The organism is Streptomyces sp. NPDC016459, assembly GCF_040632845.1.
In the GTDB taxonomy this organism is placed as follows: domain Bacteria; phylum Actinomycetota; class Actinomycetes; order Streptomycetales; family Streptomycetaceae; genus Streptomyces.
Genome location: NZ_JBEYCR010000016.1, coordinates 21,835 through 38,214, shown reverse-complemented (window position 1 = coordinate 38,214; position 16,380 = coordinate 21,835). Strand labels below are relative to the sequence as shown.

The 16,380-nt window shown below is 72.8% G+C and carries 17 protein-coding genes; 12 read left to right on the top strand and 5 right to left on the bottom strand.

Going from position 1 to position 16,380, the window contains the following annotated elements; translation table 11 throughout:
• Positions 1 to 60 precede the first annotated feature (60 nt).
• Positions 61 to 1,701: a DNA repair helicase XPB gene (locus tag ABZ567_RS27895; protein WP_360794676.1), complete on the top strand. Its 1,641-nt coding sequence runs from the start codon at positions 61 to 63 to the stop codon at positions 1,699 to 1,701.
• Positions 1,702 to 1,707: 6 nt separating this feature from the next.
• Here ABZ567_RS27895 and ABZ567_RS27890 read toward each other — a convergent pair whose 3' ends face one another.
• Together ABZ567_RS27890 and ABZ567_RS27885 are read right to left on the bottom strand one after the other, a co-directional pair.
• On the bottom strand, positions 1,708 to 2,022 hold the full coding sequence (locus ABZ567_RS27890) for a hypothetical protein (RefSeq protein ID WP_360794673.1): 315 nt from the start codon (positions 2,020 to 2,022) through the stop codon (positions 1,708 to 1,710).
• 48 nt (positions 2,023 to 2,070) lie between these two features.
• Positions 2,071 to 2,259 carry a hypothetical protein gene (locus ABZ567_RS27885; RefSeq protein ID WP_360794670.1) on the bottom strand — a complete coding sequence of 63 codons (189 nt, stop codon included), beginning with the start codon at positions 2,257 to 2,259 and terminating at the stop codon, positions 2,071 to 2,073.
• Between the two features lie 241 nt (positions 2,260 to 2,500).
• Between ABZ567_RS27885 and ABZ567_RS27880 the strand changes: the two genes are divergently transcribed.
• Together ABZ567_RS27880 and ABZ567_RS27875 are read left to right on the top strand one after the other, a co-directional pair.
• A complete protein-coding gene (locus tag ABZ567_RS27880; protein ID WP_360794667.1) occupies positions 2,501 to 4,525 on the top strand; it encodes an ATP-binding domain-containing protein in 2,025 nt (674 codons plus the stop codon).
• Between the two features lie 107 nt (positions 4,526 to 4,632).
• Positions 4,633 to 5,205, top strand: coding sequence for a dihydrofolate reductase family protein (locus ABZ567_RS27875; protein ID WP_360794664.1), 573 nt, complete (start codon positions 4,633 to 4,635; stop codon positions 5,203 to 5,205).
• 125 nt (positions 5,206 to 5,330) lie between these two features.
• Here ABZ567_RS27875 and ABZ567_RS27870 read toward each other — a convergent pair whose 3' ends face one another.
• The 3 genes from ABZ567_RS27870 to ABZ567_RS27860 form a co-directional block, all read right to left on the bottom strand.
• A complete protein-coding gene (locus ABZ567_RS27870; protein WP_360794661.1) occupies positions 5,331 to 6,236 on the bottom strand; it encodes an aminoglycoside phosphotransferase family protein in 906 nt (301 codons plus the stop codon).
• A gap of 227 nt (positions 6,237 to 6,463) precedes the next feature.
• Complete coding sequence (locus ABZ567_RS27865; protein WP_360794658.1) at positions 6,464 to 7,153, bottom strand: copper homeostasis protein CutC; 690 nt, start codon at positions 7,151 to 7,153, stop codon at positions 6,464 to 6,466.
• A 52-nt stretch (positions 7,154 to 7,205) separates the two neighbouring features.
• Positions 7,206 to 8,186, bottom strand: a complete 981-nt coding sequence (locus tag ABZ567_RS27860; RefSeq protein ID WP_360794655.1) for a hypothetical protein — start codon at positions 8,184 to 8,186, stop codon at positions 7,206 to 7,208.
• 183 nt (positions 8,187 to 8,369) lie between these two features.
• On the opposite strand from ABZ567_RS27860, the gene ABZ567_RS27855 reads away from it, so the two are divergent.
• The 9 genes from ABZ567_RS27855 to ABZ567_RS27815 all read left to right on the top strand — a co-directional run bounded on the left by ABZ567_RS27855 (position 8,370) and on the right by ABZ567_RS27815 (position 16,312).
• The gene (locus tag ABZ567_RS27855) at positions 8,370 to 8,654 is read left to right on the top strand and encodes a cation transporter (RefSeq protein ID WP_360794864.1); all 285 of its coding nucleotides are present in this window, start codon (positions 8,370 to 8,372) and stop codon (positions 8,652 to 8,654) included.
• A gap of 204 nt (positions 8,655 to 8,858) precedes the next feature.
• Complete coding sequence (locus tag ABZ567_RS27850) at positions 8,859 to 11,126, top strand: heavy metal translocating P-type ATPase (protein ID WP_360794652.1); 2,268 nt, start codon at positions 8,859 to 8,861, stop codon at positions 11,124 to 11,126.
• Entirely contained in the window at positions 11,123 to 11,446 is a 324-nt protein-coding gene (locus tag ABZ567_RS27845) for a metal-sensitive transcriptional regulator (protein ID WP_360794861.1), read from the top strand. The genes ABZ567_RS27850 and ABZ567_RS27845 overlap by 4 nt, the downstream gene beginning before the upstream one ends.
• Positions 11,447 to 11,558: 112 nt before the next feature.
• Positions 11,559 to 11,999, top strand: coding sequence for a BlaI/MecI/CopY family transcriptional regulator (locus ABZ567_RS27840; RefSeq protein ID WP_360794858.1), 441 nt, complete (start codon positions 11,559 to 11,561; stop codon positions 11,997 to 11,999).
• Positions 11,996 to 12,907, top strand: a complete 912-nt coding sequence (locus tag ABZ567_RS27835) for a M56 family metallopeptidase (protein ID WP_360794649.1) — start codon at positions 11,996 to 11,998, stop codon at positions 12,905 to 12,907. Before ABZ567_RS27840 ends, ABZ567_RS27835 begins: the two co-directional genes overlap by 4 nt.
• 145 nt (positions 12,908 to 13,052) lie before the next feature.
• Complete coding sequence (locus tag ABZ567_RS27830; RefSeq protein WP_360794646.1) at positions 13,053 to 13,535, top strand: GNAT family N-acetyltransferase; 483 nt, start codon at positions 13,053 to 13,055, stop codon at positions 13,533 to 13,535.
• Between the two features lie 168 nt (positions 13,536 to 13,703).
• Positions 13,704 to 14,597: a class I SAM-dependent methyltransferase gene (locus ABZ567_RS27825; RefSeq protein ID WP_360794643.1), complete on the top strand. Its 894-nt coding sequence runs from the start codon at positions 13,704 to 13,706 to the stop codon at positions 14,595 to 14,597.
• A 124-nt stretch (positions 14,598 to 14,721) separates the two neighbouring features.
• Positions 14,722 to 15,162, top strand: a complete 441-nt coding sequence (locus tag ABZ567_RS27820; protein ID WP_360794641.1) for a transcriptional repressor — start codon at positions 14,722 to 14,724, stop codon at positions 15,160 to 15,162.
• Between the two features lie 97 nt (positions 15,163 to 15,259).
• Entirely contained in the window at positions 15,260 to 16,312 is a 1,053-nt protein-coding gene (locus ABZ567_RS27815; RefSeq protein WP_360794638.1) for a helix-turn-helix domain-containing protein, read from the top strand.
• The last annotated feature ends 68 nt before the right edge of the window (positions 16,313 to 16,380 follow it).

Here is a 16,380-nt window from a genome sequence, read left to right as displayed (position 1 = left end):
CAGGCACACTGGAGGATTGGCCGTTACGGGAACGGCACGGCGTCGGAAGGACCTGATCACGTGAGTGGACCGCTCATCGTCCAGAGTGACAAGACCCTGCTCCTGGAGGTCGACCACGAGCTCGCCGACGCCTGTCGCAGGGCCATCGCGCCCTTCGCGGAGCTCGAGCGGGCGCCGGAGCACATCCACACGTACCGGCTGACGCCGCTCGGGCTGTGGAACGCCCGGGCCGCCGGGCACGACGCCGAGCAGGTCGTCGACGCGCTCGTCGAGTACTCGCGCTATCCCGTGCCGCACGCGCTGCTCGTCGACATCGCCGAGACCATGGACCGGTACGGGCGGCTCACGCTGTCCAAGCACCCGACCCACGGGCTCGTCCTGACCAGCACCGACCGGCCCGTCCTGGAGGAGATCCTGCGGTCGCGGAAGGTGCAGCCGCTCGTCGGGGAGCGGATCGACGCCGACACCGTCGTCGTGCACCCCTCGGAGCGCGGGCAGATCAAGCAGACGCTGCTGAAGCTGGGCTGGCCGGCCGAGGACCTCGCCGGGTACGTGGACGGCGAGGCGCACCGGATCGACCTCGCGGAGGACGGCTGGGCCCTGCGCCCGTACCAGAAGCAGGCCGTCGAGGGGTTCTGGCACGGCGGTTCCGGGGTGGTCGTGCTGCCCTGCGGCGCGGGCAAGACGCTCGTCGGGGCGGGGGCCATGGCGCAGGCCAAGGCGACCACGCTCATTCTCGTCACCAACACCGTGTCCGCCCGGCAGTGGAAGAGCGAGCTGGTGAAGCGGACGTCGCTGACCGAGGACGAGATCGGCGAGTACAGCGGGACGCGGAAGGAGATCCGGCCGGTCACCATCGCCACGTACCAGGTCCTGACGACCAAGCGGAAGGGCGTCTACCCGCACCTGGAGCTGTTCGACTCCCGGGACTGGGGCCTCATCGTCTACGACGAGGTGCATCTGCTGCCCGCGCCCGTCTTCAAGTTCACCGCCGACCTCCAGGCCCGGCGGCGCCTCGGCCTGACGGCGACCCTGGTGCGGGAGGACGGGCGGGAGTCCGACGTGTTCTCGCTGATCGGGCCCAAGCGGTTCGACGCGCCGTGGAAGGAGATCGAGGCGCAGGGGTACATCGCGCCCGCCGACTGCGTCGAGGTCCGGGTCAACCTGACCGACTCGGAGCGACTCGCCTACGCGACCGCCGAGGCCGAGGAGAAGTACCGCTTCTGCGCGACGACGGCGACGAAGCGGAAGGTGACGGAAGCGCTGGTGAAGAGGTTCGAGGGGCAGCAGATCCTCGTCATCGGGCAGTACATCGACCAGCTCGACGAGCTGGGCGAGCACCTGGACGCGCCGGTCATCAAGGGCGAGACGTCGAACGCGCAGCGGGAGAAGCTCTTCGACGCGTTCCGTACCGGCGAGATCAGTGTGCTCGTGGTGTCGAAGGTCGCGAACTTCTCCATCGACCTGCCGGAGGCGACCGTCGCGATCCAGGTGTCGGGCACGTTCGGTTCGCGGCAGGAGGAGGCGCAGCGGCTCGGCCGGGTGCTGCGGCCGAAGGCCGACGGGCACCAGGCGCACTTCTACTCGGTGGTCGCCCGGGACACCATCGACCAGGACTTCGCGGCGCACCGCCAGCGGTTCCTGGCGGAGCAGGGGTACGCGTACCGGATCGTCGACGCGGACGAACTGCTGGCGCCGTGAGGCCGTCTAGTCCATGAGCGCCAGCACGGGGGCCGTGATCGCCAGGGCATATTCGGCGATCACCAGGCCCTTGCGGGGCGCGATCAGGGCCGCCACTCCGGTGAGGGCTCCCAGCACCAGGGCCCAGAGCGCCGCCGTGACGAAGCCCTGGGCAACGCCGTCCCCCTCGATGGCATCGCCGAGCACCAACACGACGGTGGCGACGAAGCACGCCGCCAGGAGGAGGAATCCACAGCCGGCGATGACGCGCAGGGCGCGCGGGCCCGGAGTGTCGGGGTCGGTGAGATCGGTGCCGTGAAGGCGGTCGGTCGGCGTCGCCATGGGGTGATCACATCAGGGGCCGTCCCGTGGTGGCAGCCGTACTCGTACTCAGTCGGGGGCGGGTGCGTACTCAGGGCGCGGGTTCCTGACCCCGGCCTCGGGTGGGCCGTAGTCGCCGAGGAGGGTGACTGCGGCCGCCGCCCCGCCGAAGGCGCGGATCGCGCGGAGGGCGGTGCCGAGGGGGCGGACGCGGGGGCGGGGGATGGAGGTCACGAGGGTGAAGGTCGTCGCGGTCATGCTTCCATGATGGAATCCGGACATTCCGAACACATCGGCCTGGGGGTGGAACCGGGGTCCCCCTCACGTCGGACCTTGCCCCCTACGGGTACGAACGGCCGAAAACGATTCGCGGCCCGCTCCCGCCCGGAGTTACACTCGCCAGCTTCCCCGCCTCCCTCCTTGTGGAGCGCCGCCGCCCGGTCGGAAACCGGCGGCCACCTCGACGTGTCCGCGTATCCACCTGCCCGGAGGCTTCACCGTGCCCGTTTCCGACGATCCCCTCGCGCGTGAGCGCGCCCATCTGACCTCGTCCCGTGCCGCGCTGCGCGCGATGCGCGAGGACGTCGAGGCGCTCGACATCAAGGACGTCACGGCGAACTGGGTCAACTCGCTCGCGCTCGGACGGATGATCGAGGACCGCATCAAGGCGCTGGCCGACCTCTCCGGCCTCCCGCTGTTCTTCGGACGGCTCGACTACCTGCACACCACGCAGGAGGGGCAGCGCTTCTACATCGGGCGGCGGCACGTCCACGACGCCGACGGCGACCCGATGGTGATCGACTGGCGGGCGCCGGTCTCGCAGCCGTACTACCAGGCGTCGAAGAAGGACCCGCAGGACGTCGGGCTCCGTCGCCGCTTCGGCTACACGGGCGGCGAGCTCACCGCGTACGAGGACGAGCACCTGTCCGACCCGGACGAGCTCGAGAGGACCAGCCGGCTGCTCCAGGCGGAGATCGAGCGGCCCCGTGTCGGTCCGATGCGGGACATCGTCGCCACGATCCAGCCGGAGCAGGACGGGATCGTCCGCTCCGGCCTCTCGGGGACCGTGTGCGTGCAGGGAGGCCCCGGTACCGGGAAGACGGCCGTGGGTCTGCACCGTGTCGCGTACCTCCTCTACGCCCACCGGGAGCGGCTCGCCCGCACCGGCACCCTCGTCATCGGGCCGAACCGGTCCTTCCTCCACTACATCGAGCAGGTCCTGCCCGCGCTGGGCGAGCTGGAGGTCAGCCAGGCGACGGTCGACGAGCTCGTCGGGCACGTCGAGGTGCGGGGGACGGACGAGGCGGCGACGGCGGTCGTGAAGGGCGACGCCCGGATGGCGGAGGTGCTGCGGCGGGCGGTCCGCTCGCACATCGCGTTGCCGAAGGAACCCTTGATGGTGGTGCGGGGTTCGCGCCGCTGGCGGGTGCCCGCGTACGAACTGGAGGAGATCGTCAGGGAGTTGATGGAGCGCGACATCCGCTACGGGGCGGCCCGTGACGCGCTGCCGCAGCGGATCGCGCACGCCGTGCTCGTCCGGATGGAGCAGGCGGGCGAGGCGCCCGACGACCGGGTGCAGAACGCGGTCGCCCGGAACCCCGCGGTGAAGGCCGTCGTCAAGGAGTGCTGGCCGCCGGTGGAGCCGGCGAAGCTGGTGCTCCGGCTTCTGAGCGACCGGGAGTTCCTCGCGGAGCACGCGGAGGGCCTGCTGACCGAGGACGAGCAGAAACTGCTCCTCTGGGCGAAGCCCGCCCGGAACGTGAAGACGGTGAAGTGGTCGGCGGCGGACGCGGTCCTCATCGACGAGGCGCGGGACCGGGTGGAGCGGACGCACTCGCTCGGGCACGTCGTCCTCGACGAGGCGCAGGACCTGTCCCCGATGCAGTACCGGGCGGTGGGCCGGCGCTGCACGACCGGGTCGGCGACGATCCTCGGGGACCTGGCGCAGGGGACGACGCCGTGGGCGACGGCGAGCTGGGCGGAGGCGCTCGGGCACCTGGGGAAGCCGGAGGCGGTGGTGGAGGAGCTGACCGCCGGTTTCCGTGTGCCGCGTGAGGTGATCGCGTACGCCTCGCGGCTGCTTCCGCACATGTCGCCGGGGCTCGCGCCGGTCGAGTCCGTACGGGAGAACCCCGGGTCGCTCGTCGTGCGCCGCACGGACACGCTGGACGCGGACGTGGTCGCGGCCTGCGCCGAGGCCCTGGAGCACGAGGGTTCCGTCGGCCTGATCGCGGCGGACGCGCGGATCGCCCCGCTGGCGGAGGCGCTCACGGCCGCCGGTCTCCCCTACCTCGCGCCGGGCGAGGAGACGACGGCCGAGTCCCGGCTGACGCTGGTCCCGGCCTCGCTCGCGAAGGGCCTGGAGTACGACTACGTGGTCCTGGACGACCCGGCGGCGGTCGTCGACGCGGAACCCGACGAACGCACGGGCCTGCGCCGCCTGTACGTGGCCCTGACGCGTGCGGTGTCCGGCCTCACCGTCGTCCACTCGGCGCCGCTGCCGGAGCAGTTGGAGCGGGGATGATCCGCGCGGCGCGACCTCGCGGAGGACCGATGACTTTCCCCGGCGCCTCCGGTCCTGAGTGATAGTTGCTGCTGAGCACCAGTCATGATCCGAACGGGAGAACCCAGATGCGCACCCTGATCAGTTCCGCCTTCGTCTCGCTCGACGGCGTCGTGGAGGCCCCCGGCGGGGAGTCCGGCTACCGGAACGCGGGCTGGACCGGCAAGGACATGGAGTTCCTCCCCGAGGCGTACGGCATCAAGGGCCGCGAGCAGGAGGAGGCCTCGGCGATGCTGCTGGGGCGGGTCAGCTACGAGGCGTTCAGCGCGGTGTGGCCGGACATGGAGGACTTCGCGCAGTACAAGGCGATGCCGAAGTACGTGGTGTCCACGACCCTCACCGAGGAGAGCCTCGTCGACAACTGGGGCGAGACCGCGATCCTGCGCTCGCTCGACGAGGTCGCCGCGCTGAAGGAGACCGAGGGCGGGCCGATCATCATGCACGGCAGCGCGAGCCTCAACCGTGCGCTCTCGGACGCCGGGCTCATCGACCGCTACCACCTGCTCGTCTTCCCGCTCCTGCTCGGTGCGGGCAAGCGGCTGTTCAGCGGCACGGACAAGGACGCGCAGAAGCTGAAGCTCGTCGAGCACGAGGCGTACGCCAACGGGATGCAGCTGAACGTCTTCGACGTCGTCCGCTGATCCGGAGCTGAGGGTCGCGGACCTGAGGGGTCACGGACCTGGGGGGTCGCGGTCCTGAGGGTCGCGGACCTGGGGGGTCGCGGTCCTGAGCGCCCGGGCCTGGCGGGGGTCGCGGACCTGGAGGGTCAGAGCGTGGCGTACTCCGCGAGGGCCTCGGTGCGGGTGCGGTGGGCGACGGCCGCGAGGACCGGGTTCGTGTCGCGGTAGTAGTGCTCGGTCACCAGGCCCCAGGCCAGGGCCCAGCCCCGCCCGCGCGCCCAGGTCGCGTCGTCGGCGCGGGCCGCCTCGCGGAACAGCGGGCGGGTGTCCGCGGTGAGCAGGGTCCAGGCGGGCATCATGTCGCAGGCAGGGTCGCCGGTGCCGAGGCCGCCGAAGTCGATGACGGCGCTGAGCCGGCCGTCGCGTCCGAGCAGGTTGCCCGGCAGCAGGTCGCCGTGGACCCAGACGGGAGCGCCGTCCCACTGCGGGAGCCGCAGGACCGACTCCCAGGAGGCGGTGGCCAGTTCCTCGTCGACCAGGCCGTCGGCCCCGAGGTCGCGGACGGCGCGCGGCAGGTTGCCGTCCTCCCAGTCCGTGACGGGGCCGCCCCGGAAGGACGGCGGTCCTTCGCTCGCGTCGACGGTACGCAGGGCGGCGCCGAAGCGGCCGAGTTCGACGGCCGCGTGGGCGAGGTCGGTGAGCGGCACGTCGTACGTGTCGTCCCCGTCGAGCCACCGGTAGACGGACCAGGGCATCGGGAAGTCCGGTCCCGCTCCGGCCCGCCCCACCGGGACGGGGACGTCCAGGGGCAGGTGCGGGGCGAGCCGGGGCAGCCAGCGCTGCTCCTTCTCGACCTGTCCGACCGCGTCCGGGACGCGGGGCAGCCGTACGACGAGGTCGTCGCCGAGCCGGAACATGGCGTTGTCCGTACCGGCGGAGTCCACGGCCCGCACCGCGAGCCCGGCCCACCGCGGAAACCGGCCGGCGACGAGCCGCTCGACGAGCACGGTGTCGATGTCGAGTGCGCCGGGTCGCATGGGGGTGGCTGCCATAGGGGGCAGGCTAGCGACCGGCTTCCGCCCCCGGCGAGGGGTTATCGGCGGGGGCGCGGGCCGGCGCCGGGCGGGCTGGACGGGCCGGGGCCGGACCCTGCGGGCCGGGCGGGCCGGCCCCGGGCCCGGCCCGGCGCGAGGGGTCGGGCCGGGGCGGGCCGGCGCGAGGGGTGGGCTCGGTCCGAGGGCCCGGCCGGCTCTTCGCGGGTCAGGCCTCAGACTCGGGCTCAGGCGTCGAGGGCCTCTCGCCAGGCGCGGACCGCGTCCGGCGAGACGGGGGCCGTCCAGCCCTGGGGGCGGGCCGCGCCGCCGATGTGGAAGGCGTCGAGGCCGGCCGCCCGGAGTTCCGGGAGGTGGTCGAGGCGCAGGCCGCCGCCGACGAGGATCTGGGCCTCGTAACCCGGCTCGCCGGACCGGGCGGCCTCGGCCGCGAGGGTGGTCAGGCCGTCGTCGACGCCGGTGGCGGAGCCCGCCGTGAGGTAGGTGTCGAGGCCGGGGAGGTCGGCGAGCCGCTTGCGGAGTCCGTCGCGGTCGGCGGCGCGGTCGATCGCCCGGTGGAAGGTCCAGCGGGCGCCGTCGAGGGCCGCGATGAGCCGCTCGACGGCCACGAGGTCGGGTTCGCCGTCGGGGGTGAGGAAGCCGAGGACGAACTCGTCGGCGCCGGCCTCGCGCAGCTCGAGGGCCCGCCCGACGAGGGCGTCGACGTCGCCGGCCGCGAATCCGTCGGCGAGGCGGAGCATCACGCGCAGCGGGATGTCGACCGCGGCGCGGATGGTGGCGAAGCCGATCCGGGACGGGGTGAGTCCGTCCGCCGCCATGTCGGTGACGAGTTCGAGCCGGTCGGCGCCGCCGGTCTGGGCGGCGACCGCGTCTTCCTCGTCGAGGGCGATCACCTCAAGGACTGCACGGTTGCTCATCGAGGCCCATTTCTCCATAAATGACGGCTACAGGTCTAGTCCAATGACCAGCCTAGCCGTGCGAGTGGTCTCCCGCATCGTGCCCTGCATCCCCGGTTGCGGGAACATCCGCCTTCGCGCTGCCCGTCGTGACCGTGAAGGCCGCCGTGCGGACCTTGCCGCCGTGCTGGAAGTCGAGGAACAGGCGGTAGGTGCCGGGGCTGGGCGCCGTCGCCGTGAAGGAGACGTCCGGGCCGGGGCCGCCGTCGTTCGGGTGCACGTGGAGGTAGGCGAGGTCGCCGCCGCGCAGGGCGACGAGGTGCCCGTACGCCCCGAGGTACGGCTCCAGGTCGGTGACGGGCTTGCCGCCCTTGGTGACGGTGAGCCGCAGCTCGCCGGCCTTGCCGGGGTTCAGGGTGCCGCCGAGCCGGACCTGGTAGCCGTCGACGGTCGCGGTCGGGTTCACGGCGGGCAGCGGCTTCGGCGCGTACGCGCCCGGGACCGCGAGGTCCGCGCCGAGGGTGATGCCCTTGGCTCCGGGCGCGGCGGGCTTGAAGTCCGCGAAGGCCTTGTAGCCGCCGGCGGCGGGGAGGTCGACGGGGGTCGTCCAGGTGCCGTCCGGGGCCTTCACCGGGTGCAGGTGGCGGAAGGTGCCGAGGTCGCGGGAGGCGACGATGAAGTGCAGTTCCTTGCCGTGCTCGGTGGTGAAGGCGGTGACCTTCCGGCCGGCCGCGTCCTTGATGGAGAACGTCAGGACGCTCCGGCCGGCGGCGGGCGTCGGGGTCTCCAGGGCCAGGGTGTAGCCGTCCTGGGAGACCTGGAGGCCGCCGGGGAGGTTCGCGGCGGCCGGGGTGCCCGTGGCCGCGCCCTCGTCGTGGCCCGCGTGCCCGTCGGCGGCGGCGCTCTTCGAGGGGGCGGGCGCGGTCGCGTGGTCGCCGTGCTCGGCCTTCTTCGGCTCCTCGACGGGGCCGACGCCTCTGCCGACCCCGTACGCGGTCCCGAAGGTCGCGGCGAGCGCGGCGGCGAAGGCGGTGATCCTCAGTCCGGTGTTCATGACTGCTCTCCCGTGCGTGGGTGGCGTGGTGAACCGTTCGATGCACTTCACCATACCCCTAGGGGGTATCAAGTCAAGCCAGGGAGGCGCTTGCGTCGAATACCACTGGGGGGTATACATGGACTCACGACCGAATACCCCCCAAGGGTATCTGGTGAAGTGGAACCGACCGAGGAGGAAGCCATGGGCTCCTGCTGCACCCCTGACAACAGCTGCTCGACCACCACGGAGACCACCGCCGTCGCGGTCGCCGAGAGCACCGTCACGGTCTACGCCGTCTCCGGCATGACCTGCGGCCACTGCAAGACCGCGATCACCAAGTCCGTCGGCGCGCTCGACGGCGTCATCTCCGTGGACGTCGACGTCACCGGCGGCCTGGTGACCGTGACCACGGGCGGCGAGCCCGACGACGCCGCGATCACGGCGGCGGTCGACGAGGCGGGCTACGACCTCACCGGCCGCGCCTGACCCCCACCTCGGCCGCCGGGGCCCGCCCACCACGCCTACGAACGCTTCACCCCGGGACCGGCGCGTGAGCCGAAGGGCGCGCCGGGGGGACAGGGACGAGCGCGCGGAGCCTCCCGAGGAACGAGGGAGACGAGCACGGTCGTCCCTGTCCCCCCGGCCGAAAGCGCCCGGAGGTGAACCGAGCCCAAGAAAGAGGAGCAGGAAATGACCACGACCACTCCGGGCACCGCCCAGGTCGAGCTCGCCATCGGCGGCATGACCTGCGCCTCGTGCGCGGCCCGTATCGAGAAGAAGCTCAACCGTATGGACGGGGTCGAGGCCACCGTCAACTACGCCACCGAGAAGGCGAAGGTCACCTTCGACGCGGACGTCGACGTCGCCGACCTCATCGCCACCGTCGAGGCCACCGGCTACACGGCCGAGGAGCCGCAGCCCGAGCGCGCCCGGAACGACGGCGGCGAGGACGGACCCACCGACGAGGAGAGGGCCGACGAGGAACTGCGGCCCCTCAAGCAGCGGCTCGTCACCGCCGTCACGCTCGCCGTCCCCGTCATCGCGATGGCGATGGTCCCCGCCCTCCAGATCGAGTACTGGCAGTGGCTGAGCCTCACCCTCGCCGCGCCCGTGGTCGTCTACGCCGCCTGGCCGTTCCACCGCGCCGCCTGGACCAACGCCAAGCACGGCGCGGCCACGATGGACACCCTGATCTCGGTCGGCACGATCGCCGCGTTCCTGTGGTCGCTGTGGGCGCTGTTCTTCGGCACCGCCGGTACGCCCGGGATGACGCACCCCTTCGAGTTCACGATCGCCCGTACCGACGGCGCCGGGAACATCTACCTGGAGGCCGCAGCCGGCGTCACCGCCTTCATCCTGGCCGGCCGCTACTTCGAGGCCCGTTCGAAGCGCAAGGCGGGCGCCGCGCTCAAGGCGCTGATGCAGCTGGGCGCCAAGGAGGTGACCGTCCTCAGGAACGGCCGCGAGGTCACCGTACCGACCGCCGAACTCCAGGTCGGGGACCGGTTCCTGGTCCGTCCCGGCGAGAAGATCGCCACCGACGGCAGGGTCGTCGAGGGCTCGTCCGCCGTGGACGCGTCCATGCTCACCGGCGAGTCCGTGCCGGTCGAGGTCGGTGTCGGGGACGGCGTCACCGGCGCCACCCTCAACGCCGGCGGCCGCCTCGTCGTCGAGGCCACCCGTGTCGGTTCCGACACCCAGCTCGCCCGCATGGCGAAGCTCGTGGAGGACGCGCAGAACGGCAAGGCCGCCGCCCAGCGCCTCGCCGACCGGATCTCGGCCGTCTTCGTACCCGTGGTCATCGCCCTTGCCCTCGGCACCCTCGGCTTCTGGCTCGGCACCGGGCAGGGCCTCACGGCCGCGTTCACCGCCGCCGTCGCCGTCCTGATCATCGCCTGCCCGTGCGCCCTCGGCCTCGCCACCCCGACCGCCCTCATGGTCGGCACCGGGCGCGGCGCGCAGCTCGGCATCCTCATCAAGGGGCCCGAGGTCCTGGAGACGACCCGCAAGGTCGACACGATCGTCCTCGACAAGACCGGCACCGTCACCACCGGCCGGATGACCCTCCTCCGGGTGCACACCGCCGAGGGCGTGGACGAGAAGGACGTCCTGCGGCTCGCGGGCGCCCTGGAACACTCCTCCGAGCACCCCATCGCGCAGGCCGTCGCCACCGGCGCCGCCGCCAAGGTCGGCACGCTCCCCACCCCCGAGGACTTCGCCAACATCCCCGGCCTCGGTGTCCAGGGCGTCGTCGACGGCCACGCCGTCCTCGTCGGCCGCGAGAAGCTCCTCGACGAGTGGGCCATGGCTCTCCCGGCGGGTCTCAAGTCCGCGAAGGACGAGGCCGAACGGGCCGGGAAGACCGCCGTCGCGGTCGCCTGGGACGGCAGGGCCCGCGCGGTCCTGGAGGTCGCGGACGCCGTCAAGGAGACCAGCCCCGAGGCGATCAGGCGACTGCGCGCCCTCGGTCTGACTCCGATCCTGCTGACCGGCGACAACAAGGCGGTGGCCGAGTCCGTCGCCGCCGAGGTCGGCATCGACGAGGTCATCGCCGAGGTCATGCCCCAGGACAAGGTCGACGTCGTCAAGCGCCTGCAGGCCGAGGGCCGTTCGGTCGCCATGGTCGGCGACGGTGTCAACGACGCCGCCGCGCTCGCCCAGGCCGACCTCGGGCTCGCGATGGGCACGGGCACGGACGCCGCCATCGAGGCCGGCGACCTGACCCTCGTACGAGGGGACCTGCGGGCCGCGGCCGACGCGATCCGGCTCTCGCGCAGGACGCTCGGCACGATCCGCTCGAACCTGTTCTGGGCCTTCGCCTACAACGTGGCGGCGCTGCCGCTCGCCGCGGCCGGACTGCTCAACCCGATGATCGCGGGCGCGGCCATGGCCTTCTCCTCGGTCTTCGTGGTCGGCAACAGCCTGCGCCTGCGGGGCTTCCAGGCAGCCGACCGCTGACGACCCGTCCTTCCCCGTCAATCTCCGAGGAGCCCGCCGTGGCCGGTTACGGACACCAGAAGGAAGACATCATCAGACGCCTGCGGCGCATCGAGGGGCAGGTCAGGGGGGTGCAGCGGATGGTGGACGAGGACGTCTACTGCATCGACGTCCTCACCCAGGTCTCCGCGATCAACGCTGCCCTGCAGTCCTGCGCGGTGGCCCTGCTCGACGAGCACCTCAGCTGCTGCGTCACGGAGGCGATCGCGCAGGGCGGGGACCAGGCGAAGGTGAAGGTGAGTGAGGCGTCCAAGGCGATCGCCCGACTCATCAGGACGTGAGGCGGACGGTCGGCCGGACCGGTCGACACCCCGCCATTGTACCCCTGGGGGGTATACCTCGGCGGGGGAACCGGCCCGTACGATGAGCCGCCCGCAAGGGGAGGGGATGCACGTGCGCAGGCTGGGAGAGCTGGAGGCCGAGATCATGGACCGGCTGTGGGCCTGGCAGCGGCCCGCCACGGTCCGCGAGATCGTGGATGACATCAACCGGGGACGCCGGGTCGCCTACACGACCGTGATGACGGTGGCGGACATCCTGCACCGCAAGGGCTGGCTCCGCCGCGAGAAGGTCGGCCGGGCCTGGTCGTACGAGCCCGTCCGCAGCCGCGAGGAGTACACGGCCGGGCTGATGCGGGACGCCCTCGGCGACAGCCAGGACCGCCCCGCCGCCCTGCTGCGGTTCGTCGAGGTCATCTCGGACGAGGACATGGACGCCCTCGACGCGGCCCTGCGCACGGCCCGCGGCGACCAGGACCCGCGGCCGGGCGAAGGCGGCCCGGACCCCCGGGCCGGTGGTCTCGGCCCCCGGGCCCACGGCGGGAGCGGCGTGTGAACCACCACGCGCTCGTCCCCCTCGGGCTCGTCGCCCTCACCGGGTTCCTCGTGCCGCTGCTCGTGGTCCGGGCCCGCTGGGCGCAGCAGGTGCCCCGGCTCGCCCTGGGCGTCTGGGCCGTGTGCGGCGCCGTCTTCGCGGTCGCGACCGCCCTGCTGCCCGCCCAGATGGTCCTGTCGGGCGAGAGCAACCACCGGCTCGCGGACATGCTGTTCGCGCTCCGGCCGCCCACGGTCGACCAGGTCCTGAACCTCGACGGGCGCGAGCGGTTCGCCTTCTCGCTCTCCCTCGCGGTCCTCTCGCTGCCCGCCTCCGCGTTCGTGCGCCGGCTCGTCAGGGCCCGGCGGGTGCGGGCGCGGCACGCGGGGGTGCTGCGGCTCGTGGGGCGGTACGACCCCGCGCTCCGGGCGACCGTCCTCGACGACGTGCGCCCCGCCGTGTACTGCCTGCCGGGCCGCTCGCGCCGGGTCGTCGTCTCGTCGGGCGCGGTGGACACCCTGACCCCGGCGCAGCTCGCGGCGGCGCTCGCGCACGAGCGGGCGCACATCGCGGGGCGGCACCATCTCCTCGTCGCGGCGGCGGAGGCCTTCGCGGCCGTCTTCCCGCGCCTCCCGCTCGCGCGGCACGGCGGGGTCGCCGTACCGCTGCTGCTCGAGATGGCGGCGGACGACCGGGCGTTACGCCGGTGCACCCGGGACGCCCTGGCCACGGCGCTGTACGCGCTGGCCTCGGGGCGGGCGCCCCGGTCCGCGTTCGCGGCGGGCGGCCCTTCGGCGGCCCTGCGGATGCGACGCATCCTCACCCCGCACAGCGCGGGGCATCCCGTACTCCAGGGGCTGTTGACCATCGCTTCGGCGGCCCTCGCGATGACGCCCCTGGTCGTCGCCTGCTGTTCCTTCCCCGGGTAATCGACACGGTTCACCGCCTTCCGATCCGAACACCCCTATTTACTAAGCGAATTCGTAGATTTCGCATCGGTCACGAACAACTGAATTCACGGCTATTGTGGGTACGTTGGGGATCTGGCGCGGCACGTCGAAGGGTACAGAACCGATGCAGCTGGCTGGCGTTCGGACGGCCGCGGCCGGCGACGCGACGACGATATCCAGGCTGCTCGCCGACGTCATTCGGAGCAGCTACGCGGGAATCCTCGACGAAATCCCGATGCGACGACTCATCTCGGCACAATGCGCACTCCCCCGCATACGAGCGGAAATTGAAATTCCGGGCGGTGCTCCCGGCTGGCTCGGCTGGCTCGTCGCGACCGACACCGAGGGCGCGGTCGTCGGTGTCGCCGCGGGCGGTGTCCCGGTCCCGGGCGAGGGCGAGGTGTACGCCCTGGCCGTGGTGTCCGGCTCCCGCCGCCGCGGCGTGGGTACGGCACTGATCACGGCGGCCACGGACCGCATGCGGAGCTTCGGGGCGCGGGCCCAGCGCGTGGAGCTCCCGGCCGCGTCGGATCCGGCGCTGCCCTTCTACGCGCACCTGGGGTTCGCGGCCCTCTCCCCCACGCGACTGAGCCGGAACCTCCCGTAACGGGACTCCGCCCGGGACGTGGCAGATCCACGCCATCGCGTGTTCACGCAGCCTGATCCGGTGGATCGGCGTTCCCTCCCGAGGTCAGGATGGGTCCAGCGGCGCGGTCCCCGGCGGCACGGGTACCTCGTCCGGACGGCACGGACCGAGCGAGCCCCTGGAGGAGCGATGCACACACCGAGCGGCACTTCCCTGCCCGTCGTGCCCGCAGCGCTCGCGCCGGTCCTGCCGTCCCGGAACGGCCGGGAGCAGGAGCCCGCCCCCGGGGCCGGCATCCGGGTCACCTCGGACACCCTCCCCGGGCTCGAATCCGTCTCCCCCGCCGACGAGGCCTCCGTCTGGCTGCACGACGCCCTGCTCGGCCCGCACAGCGCGGACATCGTCCGCTACCTCGGCCTCGCCCGTTCCACCGGTGGGCCCGTCCTCGACCTCGGCTCCGGCGCCGGGCGGCTCGCCGTCCCGTTCGCCCGGCACGGCTTCGCCGTGGAGGCCGTGGACCGGGACGCCTCGGCCCTCATGCGCCTCAGGGGTTGGGCCCGCCGGATCGGTCCGCAGGTGGCCGGGCTCGTCGTCACCCACCGGACGGACCTCGCCGAGCTGCGCCTCGACGGCAGCTACCGGTTGGCGCTGCTCGCCGGCGCGATGGTCACGGCCGTACCCCCGGCCCTGCGGCCCGGCCTGCTGCGGGAGGTCGCCTCCCACCTGGAGGCGGGCGGGGCGCTCGCCCTCGACTACACCGCGCACCGGCTGCCCGGGTTGCTCGCGGAACCCCGGCGGACCTGGGCGTTCCCGGTGCCCCGCTTCGACGGCGTCGACGAGTGGGTGGTGGCCAGGCAGGTCTTCGACCTGCCGTCGATGAGCGAGCGGATCACGTACTACGCGGTGAGGACCGGCAAACGCTCCACGGAACGGGTCGTGCTGACCACCGACAAGTGGATCGTCGATCCCGACCGGCTCACCGCCGAGCTGCACGCGGCGGGCCTGCACATCGAGGGCCGGCGGCGGCACCGCATCGACGAGCGGACCGAGTCCGTCCTGCTCGTGTGCAGGACGGACGACTGACGGCCGGCCGGCGACCGACGGCCCGTGGCTGACCGACGGCGGCCGAACGGCACCTGCCGACGTGGACGGGCAAGAGGTACGATGCCCACAAACGTTTGGGCCGACCAGGTGGCGGGCGGAGAAGATGGCAGTCGTGGAAGAGCTGACGGGCCGCGAGGCGGTGATCCAGCGCCTGCGGGACGTCGGGCTGCGGGTCACGGGCCCGCGCCTGGAGGTGCTCACGGTGCTCGCCGCCGGCGGCCATCTCGACGTCGAGGCGATCACCACGACCGCCCGCGAGCGCCTCGGCACGCTGACCAGCCAGGCCGTGTACGAGATGCTGCGGCACTTCCAGGAGACGGGCCTGGTCAGCAAGTTCGACCGACCCGGCCTGCCCGCCGTCTTCGAGATCTCCGGCCCCGCGCACCAGCACGCCCTGTGCACGGTCTGCGGCCGCGTGGAGAACGTCGCGTCGACCGCGCCGGCGCCGCCCCGCGGCGCCCTGCCCCAGTGGCGGGTGGAGGACGCGGAGGTCGTCTTCAAGGGTCTGTGCCCCGACTGCCTGACGAGCGCCCCCACCGCTTGAGCCCCGTTCAACTCCGTGCGGGGCGTGGGAATATGTGGCAGGGTCTGGCGGGGCGATTCAACAGGGTCCGCCGGACCCGAGGGGAGTCTGCTGCGCCGTGTACAGAAACGCCGCCGTGTCCCGCGTGGGCAGCGAGCAGGCCCTCGCCGTCTACCAGGAGCTCCGCGCCCGCCCCGACATCGGCTTCGACGAGGCCGCCGACCTGCTGGAGCTGTCCGCCGACGAGCGGGAGCGGTGCCGCGAGGAACTCGCCTCCCTGGGACTGACCGCACCGCGGGACCAGCCGGAGGCCGCCGCCGACGGCGATGCCCGGCCCGGCGCCCACACGGTCGTCGACCCGGACGTCGCCCTGCTGCGGCTGCTGCGCCGGGAGCGTGACCGGCTCCAGGACCGGCTCGCCGCGACCAGCCGCGCGCACACCGCGATCGAGGCCCTCGCGGGACCGTTCCTTCGGGCCGGTGCCGCCCCCCGCTCCGAGGTCGAGGTGGAGATCGTCACCGACCCGCAGCGGGTGGCGCGGGAGCTGACGGAGCTCACGGACACGGTCCGTACCGCCGTCCACGTCATGCACACCGGTTCCGTACGGCGCGAGGACATGGCCGCCGAGCTGGAGCGGGACCGCTCGCGGGCCGCCCGCGGGGTGCGGGTCCGCGCCATGTACAGCCGCCGGGTCGGGACCGTGCCCGAGATGACCCAGCACCTGGCCGACCGGGCGGCGCTCGGCGTGGAGCTGCGCCTGTCCCCCGTCGTGCCGATGAACATGGTCCTCGCCGACGAGAACTTCGCCCTTCTCCCGACCGACCCGCACGAGCCGGACTCGCCCACCATCCTGGCCCGTGGCGCCGGCCTGGTCCGCTCGTACCTCGCCCTCTACGAGTACTGCTGGCAGGCGGCCTCCCCCTACGGGGAGGAGCCCGGCGAGAACGGCTGTGGCGGCCTCTCCGACCAGCAGCGGGTGGCCCTGCGCATGCTGGCCTCCGGGATCAAGGACGAGCAGATCGCGCGGAGTCTCGGCGTCTCGCTGCGGACGGTCAGCCGGCTCCTCTCCGAGGTCATGCAGGAGCTGGGGGCGGCCAGCCGCTTCGAGGCCGGGGTGAAGGCGGCCCGGCTCGGCCTGCTCGACGGCGAGGGGTCCGAACACGGGTCGTAGAGGGAGGAGTTCCGGTGCGAAAGAGTAGGTGCAGACACTGCACGACGGACTCCCGCCGAGCCCTGTGA